This window comes from Streptomyces albireticuli, assembly GCF_021228125.1.
Classification (GTDB): Bacteria; Actinomycetota; Actinomycetes; order Streptomycetales; family Streptomycetaceae; genus Streptomyces; species Streptomyces albireticuli.
Map to the genome: position 1 here is coordinate 544797 of NZ_JAJQQS010000003.1, position 17754 is coordinate 562550.

At 73.8% G+C, this 17754-nt stretch carries 3 protein-coding genes; all 3 read left to right on the forward strand.

Features of this window, described 5'->3' with window-relative positions; all coding sequences use genetic code 11:
- Window positions 1–2 precede the first annotated feature (2 nt).
- The 3 genes from LUZ64_RS06915 to LUZ64_RS06925 all read left to right on the forward strand — a co-directional run bounded on the left by LUZ64_RS06915 (window position 3) and on the right by LUZ64_RS06925 (window position 17739).
- Window positions 3–3551, forward strand: coding sequence for an SDR family NAD(P)-dependent oxidoreductase (locus tag LUZ64_RS06915; RefSeq protein ID WP_232389746.1), 3549 nt, complete (start codon window positions 3–5; stop codon window positions 3549–3551).
- A gap of 80 nt (window positions 3552–3631) precedes the next feature.
- On the forward strand, window positions 3632–10207 hold the full coding sequence (locus LUZ64_RS06920) for an SDR family NAD(P)-dependent oxidoreductase (protein WP_372471947.1): 6576 nt from the start codon (window positions 3632–3634) through the stop codon (window positions 10205–10207).
- Window positions 10204–17739 carry a type I polyketide synthase gene (locus LUZ64_RS06925; protein WP_232389744.1) on the forward strand — a complete coding sequence of 2512 codons (7536 nt, stop codon included), beginning with the start codon at window positions 10204–10206 and terminating at the stop codon, window positions 17737–17739. Before LUZ64_RS06920 ends, LUZ64_RS06925 begins: the two co-directional genes overlap by 4 nt.
- The last annotated feature ends 15 nt before the right edge of the window (window positions 17740–17754 follow it).

The window sequence follows — 17754 nt, forward strand, 5'->3', positions numbered from 1 at the left end:
AAGTGATCTCGGCGCGCGGCACGGAGGGACTACGGGCCCAGGCGGCCCGGCTGAGGGAGTTCGCGGCCGGTCACCAGGAGCTGGACGTGACGGACGTCGGCCACTCGCTCGCGACGACACGCACGGCCCTCGGACACCGGGCGGTGGTCCTGGGCAAGGACCGCGACGGCCTGCTGTCCGGCCTCGACGCCTTGAGCTCGGGCACCTCGACGCCGCGAGTGGTGTCGGGAGTGACGGGCGGTGCCACGGACGTACGCCCGGTGCTGGTGTTTCCGGGGCAGGGTTCGCAGTGGGTGGGGATGGCGGTGGGTCTTCTGGACTCCTCGCCGGTGTTCGCCGGGCGGATCGCGGAGTGTGAGCGGGCGCTTTCTCCTTACGTGGACTGGTCGTTGGGGGAGGTCTTGCGCGGGGGTGATGAAGCCTCGGAGTTGCTGGAGCGGGTGGATGTTGTTCAGCCGGTCCTGTTCGCGGTGATGGTCTCCCTCGCCGAGGTGTGGCGTTCGCTGGGTGTGGAGCCGGGTGCGGTGGTGGGTCATTCGCAGGGGGAGATCGCGGCGGCGTGTGTGGCGGGTGGTTTGTCCTTGGACGATGCCGCCCGCGTCGTGGCCCTCCGTAGCCGGGCCATCCGGAAGGTCGCGGGTCTCGGCGGCATGGTGTCGGTCGCGGCCGGCCGGGCGCGGGTGGAGGATTTGCTGTCCCCGTGGGCGGAGCGGATCGGTGTCGCGGCGGTGAACGGTCCTTCGTCGACGGTGGTCAGCGGGGACGCGGAGGCGCTGGAGGAACTTCTCGCCGTGTGTGAGAAGGCGGAGGTGCGGGCGCGTCGGGTTCCGGTGGATTACGCCTCGCATTCGGTTCATGTGGACCGGATACGTGGGGAGTTGCTGGAGGTTCTGGCTCCGGTCAGCCCGGTGACGTCCCGGATTCCGTTCTTCTCGACGGTGACGGGTGACTGGGTGGATACGGCGGGGTTGGACGCGTCGTACTGGTTTGAGAATTTGCGCCGTCCGGTGGAGTTCGAGGCGGCGACCCGTTCTCTCCTCGCCCAGGGTTATGGCGTGTTCGTGGAGTCGTCGGCGCATCCGGTTTTGACGACGGGTGTGCTGGAGACGATCGAGGACGGTGACCTGCCCGGCGCGGCTGTCGGTTCCCTCCGCCGGGACGAGGGTGGCTGGGAGCGGTTCCTCCTCTCCGCCGCCGAGGCATTCACCTACGGTGTCCCCGTCGACTGGACGACGGTCCTTCCCGGCGCCCGCCGCGTCGAACTCCCCACCTACGCCTTCCAACGCAAGCACTACTGGGTGGAATCCACGGGCGGTGTCCCGTCGGCCCGCCGCGACCGGGCCGGCGAGCCCACCGGTGCCACCGTCGACGCGCGCTTCTGGGAGGCCGTGGAGCGCGAGGACCTGGAAGAGCTCGCCCGCACGCTCGAACCCCGGGCCAACGGAACCGCGGACAAGGTCCGTTCCTCGCTGGAGGCGCTCATGCCCGCTCTCTCCTCCCTGCGGAAGTCCCGCCGGGACGAGTCCCTGGTGGACTCCTGGCGGTACCGGATCGCCTGGCGCCCGGCACCCGTGCCGACGGCGCCCGGCGGCACCACCCTCACGGGAACCTGGCTGGTGGTCGTCCCCACCACGCCGACGGACCACACCTGGGCCGTCGACGCCCTGACGGCGACGGGCGCGCGGGCTCTGGTCGTCACCATGGACGCCACGCGTCCGGACCGGGCGGCCTGGGCCGGGAAGCTCAGGACGGCCGCCGACGGGCGGGAAGTGGCCGGGGTGCTGTCGTTGCTGGCGCTGGACGAGCGGTCCCTGCCCGAGCACCCGACGGTGGGCGCGGCCCCCGGTGCGACCCTCGTCCTCCTCCAGGCGTGGCACGACGCCGGGACGGACGGCGCCCGCCTGTGGTGCGTGACCCGGGGCGCGGTGTCGGTGACCGGCGCGGACCCGGTGCCGAGGCCGGTACAGGCGCAGGTGTGGGGCCTCGGCCGGGTCGCGGCCCTGGAACGGCCCGAGCGCTGGGGCGGTCTCCTGGACATACCGGAGGCCGTCGACGCGCCGCTCGCGAACCGGTTGTGCCGGGCGCTGGCCGGGCCGAGCGACGAGGACCAGCTTGCGGTCCGGGCGTCGGGCGTGTTCGTACGGCGCCTCGTGCCCGCCCCGTTGGCGGAGTCGCGGGAGGTGCGGGATTGGAAGCCGTCGTCTTCCGGGGTGGTGTTGGTCACGGGTGGTACGGGTGGTCTCGGTGGTCATGTGGCGCGGTGGCTGGCGTCGCGTGGTGCCGGGCATCTGGTCCTGACGAGCCGTCGTGGGCCGGAGGCGCCGGGTGCGGACGTGCTCCGTGCGGAACTGGAGGCGCTGGGTGTTCGTGTGACCGTCGCTGCCTGTGACATCGCCGACCGCGATCAGGTCTCCGCCCTGCTCACACGGCTGCGGGACGACGGTTCGCCCGTACGCGCCGTGATCCACACCGCCGGTATCCCCGGCCGGTACGCCGCCCTCGTGGACGCGGAAATCGCCGACCTCGCCGAGACCCTGGCGGCCAAGGCCGTCGGAGCGGAGCTGCTGGACGAGCTGCTGTCGGCCGAAGGGCGCGCCGGTGACGGTGAGTTGGAGGCGTTCGTCCTCTTCTCCTCCAACGCCGGGGTCTGGGGCGGCGGAGGCCAGGGCCCGTACGCCGCGGCCAACGCCCACCTCGACGCGCTCGCCGAGCGCCGCCGCGCCCGGGGCGCCACCGCCACCTCCATCGCCTGGGGCATGTGGGAAGGCGACGGTCTGGCGGGCGAACAGGGGATGGGGGACGCGCTGAGCCTGCGCGGCCTGCGGTCGATGGACCCCGAGCTCGCGATCTCCGCGCTGCAACAGGCCCTCGACCGCGACGAGACGTTCCTGTCCGTCACCGACATGGACTGGGAGCGCTTCGCCTCCTTCTTCACCGCCGCCCGGCCGGGCCCGCTGCTCGACGAACTCCCCGGCCTGGGCCGCTCCCCGCACACGCCGGAGGAGACGACGGAGGCGGCTGAGTCCCGCTCCGCCCTGGCGCGGAGCCTCGCCGGAAGGCCCCCGGGAGAGCAGTACCGCGTCCTGCTCGACCTGGTCCGCGCCGAGGCCGCCACCGTCCTCGGCCACGCCGCGCCGCAGCAGGTCGACCCCCGGCGCGGCTTCCTGGAGACGGGCTTCACCTCCCTCACCGCGGTCGAGCTGCGCAACCGGCTCAACACGGCGGCCGGCCTGCGCCTCCCCCCGTCCACGGTCTACGACCACCCCACGCCCGACGCGCTCGCCCGCCACCTCCGCACCCGGCTCACGGCGCGGGACGACGGGCGGCCCACGGCCCTCGACGGCCTCCGCCAGGTCGAGGCGGCCGTGACGGCCGAAGCGCTGGACGACGACGCGCGCGCCCAGGTCGCCGAACGGCTAAGGGAACTGCTCCGCAAGGTGGACGGAGAACCCGGCCGGGAAGCGGACGGGGTCGTCGACCGCACCACGCTCGAATCGGCGACGGACGACGAGATGTTCGCGCTGATCGACGAACAGCTCGGGCTCGACTGAAGCCGGCCGGGACCCTCGGCGCACTTCGTGGCCCCTGAACGGAACCTGAATCCCGTAGGAGACGAATTCGTATGGCCGGCGTGGAAGACAAGCTCCGTGAATACCTCAAACGTGTCACCGCGGATCTCTCCGGGACCAGGCAGCGCCTGAACGCCGCCGAGGCCAGGTCCCGGGAACCCGTCGCGATCGTCGGCATGAGCTGCCGGCTCCCCGGCGGTGTGGAGTCCCCCGAGGACTTCTGGCGGCTGCTCGCCGACGGCCGGGACGCCGTGACGGAATTCCCCGACGACCGTGGATGGCCGCTGGAGGAACTGTTCGACCCCGACCCGGACGCGACGGGGAAGACATACGCGCGGGAGGGCGCCTTCGTCCACGGAGCCGCGGAGTTCGACGCGGAGCTGTTCGGGATCTCGCCGCGCGAGGCCGTCTCGATGGACCCGCAGCAGCGCATGCTGCTGGAGGCGGCCTGGGAGGCCTTCGAACGCGCGGGCGTCGACCCGGCCTCGCTGCGCGGCAGGGACATCGGGGTGTTCGCCGGCGCCGCCTGGTCCGACTACGTGTCCGCGGCCCGGCAGGTACCCGACAGCGCGGAGGGCTACGCCATCACCGGCGGCTCCTCAAGCGTGCTGTCCGGCCGGATCGCCTACGTCCTCGGGCTGGAGGGACCGGCGGTGACCGTGGACACCGCGTGCTCGTCGTCGCTGGTGGCCATGCACCTGGCGAGCCAGGCGCTCCGCCAGGGCGAGTGCTCGATGGCCCTGGCCGGCGGGGTGTCCGTCCTGGTCAACCCGTATCCGTTCGTCGGCTTCAGCCGCCAGCGCGGGCTCGCCCCGGACGGCCGCTGCAAGCCGTTCGCCGACGCGGCCGACGGGACGGGCTGGGGCGAGGGCGTCGGACTGCTGCTGCTGGAGCGGTTGTCGGGCGCGCGTCGGAACGGGCATGAGGTGCTGGCGGTGATCCGGGGCAGCGCCGTCAACCAGGACGGCGCGAGCAGTGGTCTGACGGCGCCGAACGGGCCGTCGCAGCAGCGTGTCATCCGCGCGGCCCTCGCCAACGCCCGGTTGTCGCCGGACGAGGTGGATGTGGTGGAGGCGCACGGTACGGGGACGACGCTGGGTGATCCGATCGAGGCGCAGGCGCTGCTCGCGACGTACGGCCAGGGCCGGCCGGACGACCGGCCGTTGTGGCTGGGGTCGGTGAAGTCGAACATCGCGCACACCCAGGCGACGGCCGGTGCGGCGGGCGTCATCAAGATGGTCCTGTCCATGCGCAACGGACTGATCCCGAAGTCACTGCACGTCGACGGCCCTTCCGCGAACGTCGACTGGTCCGCGGGCGCGGTGGAACTCCTGACGGAGGCCCGCCCGTGGCCCGAGGTGGACAGGCCGTGGCGCGCGGGGGTCTCGTCGTTCGGGATCAGCGGGACGAACGCCCACGTCATCGTCGAGCAGGCACGGGAAGAGGCGCCGGAGCAGGCACCGGAGGAGGCGCCGGAGCAGGCGCCGGAAGCGGAAGGCTCCCGCAGCGCGCCTTCGGCGGCCGAACGGGCGCCGTACCGCCCGGTGGTGCCGTGGACGCTCTCCTCGCGCTCGCCCGAGGGCCTGCGGGCCCAGGTCGCGCGCCTGCGGGCGCACGTCGAGGCGCGGCCCGGGCTGGACGTGGCGGATGTGGGTTTCTCGCTTGGGGTGTCGCGGACTGCTCTTGAGTATCGGGTGGTGGTGCTGGGTGAGGGGCGGGAGGAGTTGCTGGCGGGACTGGGGGATGAGGGTGCTGCTGGTGGTGTGGTGAGTGGGGTGGCTCGGGGGCAGCGGCGGGTGGCGTTGTTGTTCTCGGGTCAGGGTGCGCAGCGCGTGGGGATGGGCCGGGAACTGGCCGAGGCTTATCCGGTGTTCGCGGCGGCGCTGGACGAGGCGTGCGGCGCTCTCGGGCTGTCCCGGGACGTGTTCGACGACGGGGAGCGGCTGGGGCGTACGGAGTTCGCTCAGGGGGCGCTCTTCGCCTTCGAAGTAGCACTCTTCCGGCTGGTGGAGAGCTGGGGGATATGCCCGGATTTCCTGATCGGGCATTCGATCGGTGAGGTTGTGGCGGCGTATGTGGCGGGGGTGTTCTCGCTGGAGGACGCGGCGCTGCTGGTGAACACGCGTGGCCGGTTGATGCAGGCTCTTCCCGCCGGTGGGGTGATGGTGGCGGTGCAGGCCACCGAGGACGAGGCCCGGCAGGCGCTGTCCGGGTCCGGGTTCGAGGACCGCGTCGGCATCGCCGCCGTGAACGGCCCGCGCTCGGTCGTGCTGTCGGGGGAATCTGCCAGTGTCGAAGCGGTCGTGGCAGGTTTCCCCGACCGCAAGAAGCGCCGTCTCGATGTGAGCCACGCTTTCCACTCGCCCCTCATGGATCCCATGCTGGAGGACTTCCGGCAGGTCCTGAAGCAGGTCACCTTCGTCGAGCCTCGGCTCCCGGTCGTCTCCAACATCTCGGGACGCTTGGCCGAGCCGGGCGAGCTGTCGTTCCCTGAGTACTGGGTGCGGCACGTCCGTGAGGCCGTCCGTTTCGGTGACGGCATACGGGCCCTCGCCGACCACGGCGCGGACGCGTTCCTTGAACTGGGCCCCGACGGCGTCCTGACCGCCCTCGCCCAGGAGACCTTGGACGAGCACCGCCCAGACTCCGTCATCGTTCCTCTCCTCCGTAAGGACCGTCCCGAGCCGCTCACCCTCACCACCGCCGTGGCGACCGCCTACGTGCACGGCACGGACGTCGACTGGTCCGCCCTTCTCCCCGGCGCCCGCCGAGTCGGCCTCCCCACCTACGCCTTCCAGCGACAGCGCTACTGGCTGCCCGAAGGGACCGCCACCGACCCCGAGCGGTTGGGTCTCGGCCCGGCCGGCCACCCGTTGCTCGGCGCCGCCGTCCCGCTCGCGGACGGCGAGGGCGCCCTGCTCACCGGCCGGCTCTCGCTGCGCACGCACCCCTGGCTAGCCGACCACGAGATCAGCGGGACCGTGCTCGTACCGGGCGCGGGCCTGGTGGAGATGGCGCTGCGGGCCGGCGACGAGGTCGGCTGCGGCCGCGTGGAAGAGCTCACCCTGGAAGTCCCGCTGGTGGTACCGCGCCAGGGCGGCGTCACCGTGCAGGTCAGGGTCGGCCCCGAGGACGAGGCCGGATGGCGCGAGCTGAACGTCCACTCCCGGACCGGGCCCGACGACGACTGGACCCGCCATGTGCGCGGCACCCTCGCCCCGGCCGCCGCGCCGCCGACGTCCTCGCCCGCCGGGACCTGGCCGCCCCCGGGCGCCGCGGCCGTGCCGCTGGACGGCTTCTACGACGTCTACTCCCGCATCGGTTACGCCTACGGGCCGACCTTCCAGGGCCTCCGCGCGGCCTGGCGGCGCGGTGACGAGGTGTTCGCCGAGGTCGCCCTCCCCGAGGACGCGCGGCGTACGGCCGGTGACTTCACCCTCCACCCCGCCCTGCTGGACGCGGCCCTCCAGTCCGCCGGTGCGGGCGCGTTCTTCGACAGCGGCGGTTCCATGCGGCTGCCGTTCGCCTGGAGCGGCGTCTCCGTCCACGCGGCCGGGGCCGCCACCGCCCGGGTGCGGGTCTCACCCGCGGGCCCGGACGCGGTGACGGTCGAGCTCGCCGACCTCACAGGCGCCCCGATAGCGACCGTCGAACGGCTGCTCATCCCCGAGATGTCGCCGGAACAGCTGGCGCGCGTCCGGGGCGAGGAGAAGGCACGGCCGTACGTCCTCGACTGGGTGCCCGCCACCACCGGCGCGGTCGCCGCCCCGGACGCCCTCACCCCGGACCGCTGGACCCTGCTCGGAGAAGACGGCCTGGCGGGAGTGGCGGACTGTGACGCGGACGCGGACTTCCTCGTCCTGCCGCAGCCCGCCCCGCATCCCGTACCGCCCACCGCCGACCTTCCCCGTGCCGCCCGCGCCGCCACCTCCACGGTGTTGACGGCACTTCAGAATTGGCTGTCCGACGTCAAGTTCGCCGAATCGTGCCTGGTCGTGGTGACCCGGAACGCGGTGGCGGCCGGTGGTGAGGTGCCGGATCCGGCGCAGGCCGCGGTGTGGGGTCTGGTGCGTGCGGCGCAGACCGAGAACCCGGGCCGATTCGTCCTCCTCGACCTGGACGGCGCCACCGGCATCGACGACGCGCTGCCCCTCGCCCTGGCCACGGGCGAACCGCAGGTGGCCGTGCGCGGTGGCGAGGCCCTGGTGGCCAGGCTGACCCGGCCCGCCCCCGGCGGCACGCTGGTGCCCCCGGCCGACGGGCCGTGGCGGCTGGACGTGACGGCCCCGGGCACCCTGGAGAACCTGGCCTTGGTGCCCGCGGAGCCGGATCCGGATGCCCTGGGACCGCTCGACGTGCGCGTCGACGTGCGCGCGGCGGGGCTGAACTTCCGGGACGTCCTCATCGCCCTCGGCATGTACCCGGGGGAGGCCCGCATGGGCGGAGAAGGGGCGGGAGTCGTCACCGAGGTGGGCTCCGGAGTGACGGACCTGGCCCCCGGCGACCGGGTGACGGGCATGCTCCCCTCGGCCTTCGGCCCGACGACGGTCACCGACCGCCGGGCCCTCGTACGCGTTCCCGGCGGCTGGACGTACGAGCAGGCGGCCTCCGTCCCCACGGTCTTCGCCACCGCCTATTACGGGCTGGTGGATCTGGCGGGTCTGGTGGCTGGGGAGTCGGTGCTGGTGCACGCGGCGGCGGGTGGTGTGGGGATGGCGGCGGTGCAGGTGGCCCGTCATCTGGGTGCGGAGATCTTCGGCACGGCCAGTCCGGCCAAATGGGAGACGCTGCGGGCATCCGGGCTGGACGACGCGCATATCGCCTCGTCCAGGACGACGGACTTCGAGACGGCCTTCACCGACGCGACGGGCGGGCGTGGCGTCGACGTGGTCCTGGACAGTCTGGCGGGGGAGTTCGTGGACGCGTCGTTGCGGCTGATGCCGCGTGAGGGCGGCCGGTTCGTCGAGATGGGCAAGGCCGACGTCCGCGACCCCGAATGGATCGGCACCGAGTACCCGGGCGTCGTCTACCGCGCCTTCGACCTGCTCGACGCCGGTCTGGACCGCTTCCAGGAGATCCTCACCGAGGTCGTACGGCTCTTCGAGACCGGTGAGTTCACCCACCTCCCGGTGACGACGTGGGACATCCGGCGGGCCCCCGAGGCGTTCCGCCATCTCAGCCAGGCCCGGCACATCGGCAAGGTCGTCCTCACCGTGCCCCCTGCCCGCCGCCCGGAGGGCACCGTGCTCGTGACGGGCGGGACGGGCACGCTCGGGTCGCTGCTGGCCCGCCATCTGGTGACCGATCGCGGGGTGCGCCACCTGCTGCTGACGAGCCGCCGGGGACCCGACGCCCCCGGCGCGGAGGAGCTCCGCGCAGAACTGGAGAAGGAGGGGGCGGAGGTCTCCGTCGTGGCGTGCGATCTGGCCGATGGTGAGGCGGTCACCGAGCTGGTCGCGAAGGTTCCGGCCGCCCATCCGCTGACCGCCGTGGTGCACACGGCGGGTGTGACGGACGACGCCGTCATCGGGGCGCTGACCCCGGGACGGCTCGACGCGGTGTTCCGGGCGAAGGCGGACGCGGCCGTGAACCTTCATGAGGCGACCCGCCACCTGGACCTCGCCGAGTTCGTCCTCTACTCCTCCGCCTCCGGCGTCCTCGGCGGTCCCGGTCAGGGCAATTACGCCGCCGCCAACGCCTTCCTCGACGCCTTCGCCCACCACCGCACCGCGCGAGGACTGCCCGGTCACTCGCTCGCCTGGGGCCTGTGGGAACAGGCGAGCGGCATGACCGGACGGCTCGGCCACGAGGACCGCTCCCGGATCGCCCGGTCCGGCCTCGCCCCGCTCACCACCGGACAGGGCCTGGCCCTCTTCGACGCGGCCGTCGACGACACCCGGCCCGCGCAAGTGACCGTCCGCCTCGACACCTCAGCCCTTCGGGCCCAGGCCGCCGCCGGTACGCTGCCGCCGCTGCTGCGCGACCTCGTCCGCGCCCCGGCCCGGCGCGCGGTGGCCGGTGCCGGCGCGGCGCCCGAGGGACCGGCACTCGCCGAGCGGCTCGGCGGGCTCACCGGAGCGGAACGGGAACGCGTCGTCGTGGACCTCGTCCGCGCGGACCTCGCCGCCGTCCTGGGCCACACCTCGGCCGCGGGCATCGACCCCGGCCGCTCCTTCCAGGACATGGGCATCGACTCGCTGACCGCGGTCGAACTGCGCAACCTCCTCAACGGCGCCACGGGGCTGCGGCTGCCGGCCTCCCTCGTCTTCGACTACCCCACGCCGAACGCCCTCGCCCGCCACATCCTGGACGACCTGGCGCCCGGACCCGACGGCGGAGGCGACGGCCACGGCGGCCACGACGGCTACGACGGACCGGGAACGCCCGCGGCTCCAGGAGACGAGGCCGGGATGCGGCAGGCCATCGCCTCCATCCCGCTGGACCGGCTCAGGGCGGCGGGCCTCCTGGACACGCTGCTCGGACTCGCCGGTCAGGGCACCACGGCCGCACCCCACCCGGGCGACGCGCCCGCCCCCGAGGGACACGCGCTCGCGGCGATGGACGTGGACGACCTCGTCCGCATCGCACTCGGAGAGAGCGGCACACCGACGGACACCGAAGGGACGGACCGGGCATGAGCACATCCTCCGAGAAGGTCGTCGAGGCGCTGCGGGCGTCCTTGACCGAGAACGAGCGCCTCCGCAAGCGGAACCACGAGCTGTCGGCGGCCGCCCGGGAACCCGTCGCTGTGGTCAGCCTGGCGTGCCGCTTCCCCGGCGGCGCCGACTCCCCGGAAGCCCTGTGGCGCCTGGTGAGCGAGGGGCGCGACGCGGTGTCCGGCCTCCCCGGCAACCGGGGCTGGGACCTCACCACCCTCTACGACCCGGACCCGGAGGCGCAGGGCAAGTCGTACGTCCGCGAGGGCGCGTTCCTCTACGACGCGGCCGAGTTCGACGCCGAGCTGTTCGGCATCTCGCCGCGCGAGGCCCTCGCCATGGACCCCCAGCAGCGGCTGCTGATGGAGATCTCCTGGGAAGCGCTCGAACGGGCCGGTATCGCCCCGGACTCGCTGCGCGGCCGGCCCGTCGGCGTCTTCACCGGCGGCATCACCTCGGACTACGTGACCCGGCACTACGCGGCGGGCGTACCGGACGTCCCGGCCGGCGTCGAAGGCCACTTCATGACGGGCAGCGCGGGCAGCGTGTTCTCGGGCCGGATCGCCTACACCTACGGCTTCGAGGGCCCGGCGGTGACGGTGGACACGGCGTGCTCGTCCTCGCTGGTCGCCCTGCACCTCGCCGTCCAGTCGCTGCGGCAGGGCGAGTGCTCGCTGGCCTTCGCCGGCGGCGTCGCGGTGCTGCCGAACCCGGGCACGTTCGTCGGGTTCAGCCGCCAGCGCGCCCTGTCCCCGGACGGGCGCTGCAAGGCGTTCTCGGCGTCCGCCGACGGCACGGGCTGGGGTGAGGGCGCCGGCCTCGTCCTCGTGGAACGCCTCTCCGACGCCCGCCGGAACGGCCACCCCGTGCTCGCGGTCATCCGTGGCACCGCCGTCAACCAGGACGGCGCCAGCAACGGCCTCACCGCCCCCAACGGCCCCTCCCAGCAGCGGGTGATCCGCGCGGCCCTGGCCAACGCCGGTCTCACGCCCGACGAGATCGATGTGATCGAGGCGCACGGTACGGGGACGCCTTTGGGTGATCCGATCGAGGCGCAGGCGCTCCAGGCGACGTACGGCCGGGGCCGTCCGGCGGACCGGCCGCTGTGGCTCGGCTCCGTGAAGTCCAACCTCGCCCACCCCCAGGCCGCCGCCGGGGTCGCCAGCCTGATCAAGATGGTGATGGCGCTCGGGCACAAGGTCCTGCCGAGGACGCTGCACGCGGAGGAGCCGTCGCCGCACGTGGACTGGTCGGCGGGCGGGCTGACACTGCTGGACGAGGCGCGGGACTGGCCGGTGGGACCCGGCGGACGCCGCAGGGCCGGGGTGTCCTCGTTCGGCATCAGCGGGACCAACGCGCACGTGATCGTCGAGGAGGCCCCGGGGGACGCGGGGCAGGCGGAGGAAGCGCCGGCCGGCCGCGATCCGCTCCCCGTCGTGCCGTGGACGCTCTCGGCCCGGAGCGTGGAGGGCCTGCGGGCCCAGGCATCGCGGCTTCTGGCGTATGTGACCGAACGCCCGGGGCTGGATCCGGTGGATGTGGGTTTCTCGCTGGTGACGGCGCGTGCGTCGATGGAGCACCGGGGCGTGGTCCTCGGAAATGGCAGGGAAGCGCTTCTGAAGGGTTTGGAGGCGCTGGCCGAAGGTGCCCCTGGTGCGGGGGTGGTGTCGGGTGTCGCGCGCGGTGGTGTGCGTCCGGTGCTGGTGTTTCCGGGGCAGGGTTCGCAGTGGGTGGGGATGGCGGTGGGTCTTCTGGACTCGTCGCCGGTGTTCGCCGGGCGGATCGCGGAGTGTGAGCGGGCGCTTTCTCCTTACGTGGACTGGTCGTTGGGGGAGGTCCTGCGCGGGGGTGAGGGCTCTGAGGAGTTGCTGGAGCGGGTGGACGTCGTTCAGCCTGTCCTGTTCGCGGTGATGGTCTCCCTCGCCGAGGTGTGGCGTTCTCTCGGTGTCGAGCCGGGTGCGGTCGTCGGTCACTCGCAAGGGGAGATCGCGGCGGCGTGCGTAGCCGGTGGTTTGTCCTTGGACGATGCCGCCCGCGTCGTCGCCCTCCGTAGCCGGGCCATCCGGAAGGTCGCGGGTCTCGGCGGCATGGTGTCGGTCGCGGCCGGCCGGGCGCGGGTGGAAGATTTGCTGTCCCCGTGGGCGGAACGGATCGGTGTCGCGGCGGCGAACGGTCCGTCCTCCACCGTCGTCAGCGGTGACGCGGACGCACTGGAGGAATTCCTCGCCGCGTGCGAGAAGACGGGGATCCGCGCCCGCCGGGTCCCCGTCGACTACGCCTCTCATTCGCCGCACGTGGACCCCGTCCGACGGGAACTCCTCGAAGCGCTGAAGCCCGTCAGCCCGGTGACGTCCCGGATACCGTTCTTCTCGACGGTGACGGGTGACTGGGTGGATACGGCGGGGTTGGACGCGTCGTACTGGTTTGAGAATTTGCGCCGTCCGGTGGAGTTCGAGGCGGCGACTCGTTCTCTTCTCGCTCAGGGTTATGGCGTGTTCGTGGAGTCGTCGGCGCATCCGGTTTTGACGACGGGTGTGCTGGAGACGATCGAGGACGGTGACCTGCCCGGCGCCGCTGTCGGTTCGCTCCGCCGGGACGAGGGCGGCTGGGACCGGTTCCTCCTCTCCGCCGCCGAGGCATTCACCCATGGCGTCCCCGTCGACTGGACGACGGTCCTTCCCGGCGCCCGCCGCGTGGAACTCCCCACCTACGCCTTCCAACGCAAGCACTACTGGCTCTCGCCGTCCCACCCCGCCTCCGAGGCGGCCGGGGCACACGACACGGACGCCGTCGCCTCCGACGCGCTGGACGCCCGCTTCTGGGAGGCCGTGGAACAGGAGGATCTGGAAGAGCTCGCGCGCACCCTGGACCCGGGGCCCGAGGGCACCGGCGCGGGTGCCGGCGCCGCCACCGACCCCGAGGCCCGTAAGGCGCTCCAGGTACTCGTCCCGGCCCTCGCCGCGTGGCGCAGGCAGCGCCGTGACCGTTCCACCGTCGACTCCTGGCGGTACAAGGTGGCGTGGCGCCCGGTGCCGGTCCCGGTGGCGCCCGGTGCCGTCCTCGCCGGGGCCGGCTGGCTGCTCGTCGTGCCCACCACGACGACGGACCACACCTGGGCCGTCGACGCCCTCGCGGCGGCCGGTGCCGAGGTACGGGTGGTCGCCCTGGACGTCGCGCGTCCGGACCGTGGTGCCTGGGCCGGGGAACTGCGGCGGGCGGCCAAGGGCGGTGGCGAGGTCACCGGCGTACTGTCGCTGCTGGCGCTGCCCGGCGAGGATGACCCGGCCGGCACGCCCTCGTACCACCCCACCGTGCCCTCCGGTACCGCGGGAACCCTCACGCTCCTCCAGGCACTGGGGGACGCCGGAGTCGCCGCCCGCCTGTGGTGCGCCACGCGCGGCGCGGTCTCCGTGAGCGCCGCCGACCGGGCCCGGCATCCCGCGCAGGCACAGGTGTGGGGCCTGGGCAGGGTCGCCGGGCTCGAACACCCCGAGCGCTGGGGCGGGCTCGTCGACCTCCCCGACGCCCTCGACGCCCGCGCCGCGGGCCGCCTGGGCACCGTGCTCGCCGGTCTGGGTGACGAGGACCAGCTTGCGGTCCGGGCGTCGGGTGTGTTCGTACGCCGCCTGGTCCGGGCGCCGTTGGCGGAGTCGCCGGAGGTGCGGGATTGGAAGCCGTCGTCTTCCGGGGTGGTGTTGGTCACGGGTGGTACGGGTGGTCTCGGTGGTCATGTGGCGCGGTGGCTGGCGTCGCGTGGTGCCGGGCATCTGGTCCTGACGAGCCGCCGTGGACCGGAGGCGCCGGGTGCGGACGTACTCCGTGCGGAACTGGAGGCGCTGGGTGTTCGTGTGACCCTCGCCGCTTGTGACATCGCCGACCGCGATCAGGTCTCCGCCCTGCTCACCCGGCTGCGCGAGGACGGTTCGCCCGTACGCGCCGTGATCCACACCGCCGGCGTCCCCGGCCGCTTCACGACCCTCGACGGCGCCGTGCCCGCCGACCTCGCCGAGACCCTGGCGGCCAAGGTCACCGGGGCCGAGGTCCTGGACGAACTGCTGTCGGCCGCCGAAGCCGAGGGCGACGCCCTCGACGCCTTCGTCCTCTTCTCCTCCAACGCCGGGGTCTGGGGCGGCGGAGGCCAGGGCCCGTACGCCGCCGCCAACGCCCATCTCGACGCGCTCGCCGAGCGCCGCCGCGCCCGGGGCGCCACCGCCACCTCCATCGCCTGGGGCATGTGGGGCGGCGCGGGCATGGTGGCGGGCCAGGAGGGCGTCGAGGAGGCGCTCGGCCGGCTCGGACTGCGGTCGATGGACCCCGGGCTCGCGATCTCCGCGCTGCAACAGGCCCTCGACCGCGACGAGACGGCCCTGTCCGTCACCGACATGGACTGGGAGCGCTTCGCCGCCGTCTTCACCGCCGCCCGCCCGCGCCCGTTCCTGGACGAACTGCCCGAGGCGCGGAACCCCGTACGGGCCGGCGGCGAGGCGGGGGAAGAGGACGGCGGGTCCCGGTCCGAGCTCGTCGGGCGACTCACCGGGCGGTCGCCGGGGGAGCAGCACCGCGTCCTGCTCGACCTGGTCCGCGCGCACGCGGCGGCCGTGCTGGGGCACGACTCCGCGGACGCCGTCGAACGGGACCGGCAGTTCCAGGAGCTGGGCTTCACCTCCCTCAGCGCGGTCGAGCTGCGCAACCGGCTGGGGGCCGCCACCGGGCTGCGGCTGCCCGCGTCGCTGGTCTACGACCACCCCAGCCCCGCCGCCGTGGCCCGCCACCTGCGCGCCGAGCTCGTCGGCGAGCAGCAGGACGGCGCCTTGACGGCCGCCGGTCCGGCCGCCGGTCCGGCCTCCCCGGGAGCGTCCGCCCCCGTCGGCGACGAACCGATCGCCATCGTCGGCATGAGCTGCCGTCTGCCCGGCGGGGTGGAGTCGCCGGACGACCTGTGGCGGCTGGTCGTCGAGGGCCGTGACGTGGTGTCCGACCTGCCCGGCGACCGGGGGTGGGGCGCCGTGGAGCGGCTGACCGAGCTCGGCGTCGACTTCCCCGGCGGCAGCTGGCTCCGCAAGGGCGGGTTCATCGACGACCCCGCCGTGTTCGACCCGGAGTTCTTCGGTCTGTCCGCCGCGGAGGCGCTGGCCATGGACCCGCAGCAGCGGCTGCTGCTGACGATGGCGTGGGAGTCCGTGGAACGGGCCGGCGTCGACCCGCGCACGCTCCGGGGCGGTAGCACGGGCGTGTACGTCGGTACGTTCTTCCAGCCTTACTGGGCCGGGTCGAACAGGATCTCCGAGGAGGTGAAGCCCTACCTCGGTACCGGGGTGACGCCGACGTTCGCCTCCGGCCGGGTGGCGTACCTCCTCGGCCTCGAAGGGCCCACGTTCACCGTGGACACCGGCTGCTCCTCGTCGGCGGTCGCGCTGCACCTCGCGTGCCAGGCGCTGAACCGCGGCGAGTGCGCGTCCGCGCTGGTGGGCGGGGTGACCGTGCTGTCCAGCCCGACGGCCCCCCTCGACCTGGGCGGCATGGCGCCCGACGGGCGCTGCAAGGCGTTCTCCGCCGCCGCCGACGGCACGGGCTGGGGCGAGGGCGCCGCGATGCTGATGGTCGAGCGGCTCTCGGACGCGCGCCGGCTCGGTCACCCCGTCCTGGCCGTCGTCCGGGGCTCGGCCGTGAACCACAACGGGGAGAGCAACGGCCTGTCGGCCCCCAACGGTCCCTCTCAGCAGCGGGTGATCCGCGCGGCGCTGGCGAGCGCGGGGCTGGAGGCGGACGAGGTCGACGCCGTCGAGGGGCACGGCACGGGCACCCCGCTGGGCGACCCGATCGAGGCGCAGGCCCTCCAGGCGACGTACGGCCGGGGCCGCCCCGCCGGCCGGCCGCTGTGGCTGGGCACGGTCAAGTCCAACATCGGTCACCCGCAGGCGGCCTCCGGGCTGGTGGGCGTCATCAAGATGGTGCTGGCGATGCGGCACGGCGTGCTGCCGAAGTCGCTGTACGCCGACGCGCCGTCCCCGGAGGTCGACTGGGCCTCGGGCGGGGTGTCGCTGCTGTCGGAGACCGTGCCGTGGCCGGAGACGGGCCGGCCGCGCCGGGCCGGGGTGTCGTCGTTCGCGGCCGGCGGCACGAAGGTGCACCTCATCGTCGAGCAGAGCCCTGAGCAGAGCCCTGGGCAGAGCCCTGAGCGGAGTTCCGAGCGGATCCCTGGGATGAGTCCCGGGCTGAGCCTTGAGCAGAGCCCCGAGCAGGGCCCTGGGCTGAGTGCTGAGCGGAGCCTTGGGCAGGGGCCCGGCCGAGCCCCCGCCACCGGCCCGGCGCTGCCCCCGGTCCCCGCCTCCGCCCCGCTCCCCGTGCCGGTGCTGCTGTCGGCCCGTACGGTCGAGGGAGTACGCGAACAGGCCCGCAGGGTGAGGGAATCGGTCGCCTCGCGGCCCGCCCTGACGGTCACCGACGTGGCGTGGTCGCTGGCGACCGGACGGTCGGCGTTCGAGCACCGGGCCGCCTTCCTCGCGGCGGACCGCGCGGGGCTGCTCGCCGGTCTCGCCGCCCTGGAGTGCGGCGACCCGCTGGAACGTACGACGCGCGGCGAGGCGCCGGGCGCGGCGCGGCCGGTGTTCGTGTTCCGGGGGGCCGCGCCCGCCGGGCCGCCCGTCGGACAGGGCGCCGTCGCGAAGGAGCTCTACGAGACCTTCCCGGCCTTCGCCGACGCGCTCGACGCGGCGTGCGCCCACCTCGACGCCCACCTCGGCACCCCGGCCCGGGACGCCGTCTTCTCCGCCGCCCTGGCCGGCCCCGCGGCCCGTACGGCCGCCGGATACGCCCAAGAGGTCGCGCTGGCCGGCCTGCTGGGTGAACTCGGGCTGAGCCCCGAGGGGGTGGCCGGGCACGGCGGCGGCGAGATCGCGGCGGCCCTGGTGGCCGGCGCGCTCACCGCCGAGGACGCCGCCGTCCTCGTCGTGGCCGTCGGGCGGCTGCTGGAGTCGGCCGGCGTGCGCGGCACGGCGGTCGAGGACTTCCACCGCGCGGTGCGCAAGGTGCGCCCGCGCGAGGCGGAGCTGCCCCTGGTGTGCTCCGTGACCGGTGAACCGCTGGAGACGGCCCGGATGGCCGACGCGGCCTATTGGCTGGAGCGCGACACCGCCGTGGCACCCGCCGACGGCGCGCCCGGGCTGCGCGGCGACGACGTCGGCGTCGCGATGGAAGCCGGGGCGCTCGACGCGCCGGGCGGTGCCGTGGCCGGGCTGCTGGCGGCCCTGGCGCGCGCACGTCCGGGGCGTGCCGGTGGACTGGCGGCGCGTGCTGACGGCCGCCGGTGCCGAAGGGGAGCAGGTGGAACTGCCCACCTACGCCTTCCGCAAGGACCGGTACTGGCTGGACACCAACCCCGTGGCCGTCCTCGGCGAGGCCCTCGCCGGCAAGAACGTCACCAACTGGGCCGCCGTCGAAGGGGTGGAGCTGCTCGACGAGGAGGCGCGCAAGAAGGTAGTGGAGACGTACTTCCGGCATCTCAACGACGGTGACATCGACAAGGTCAT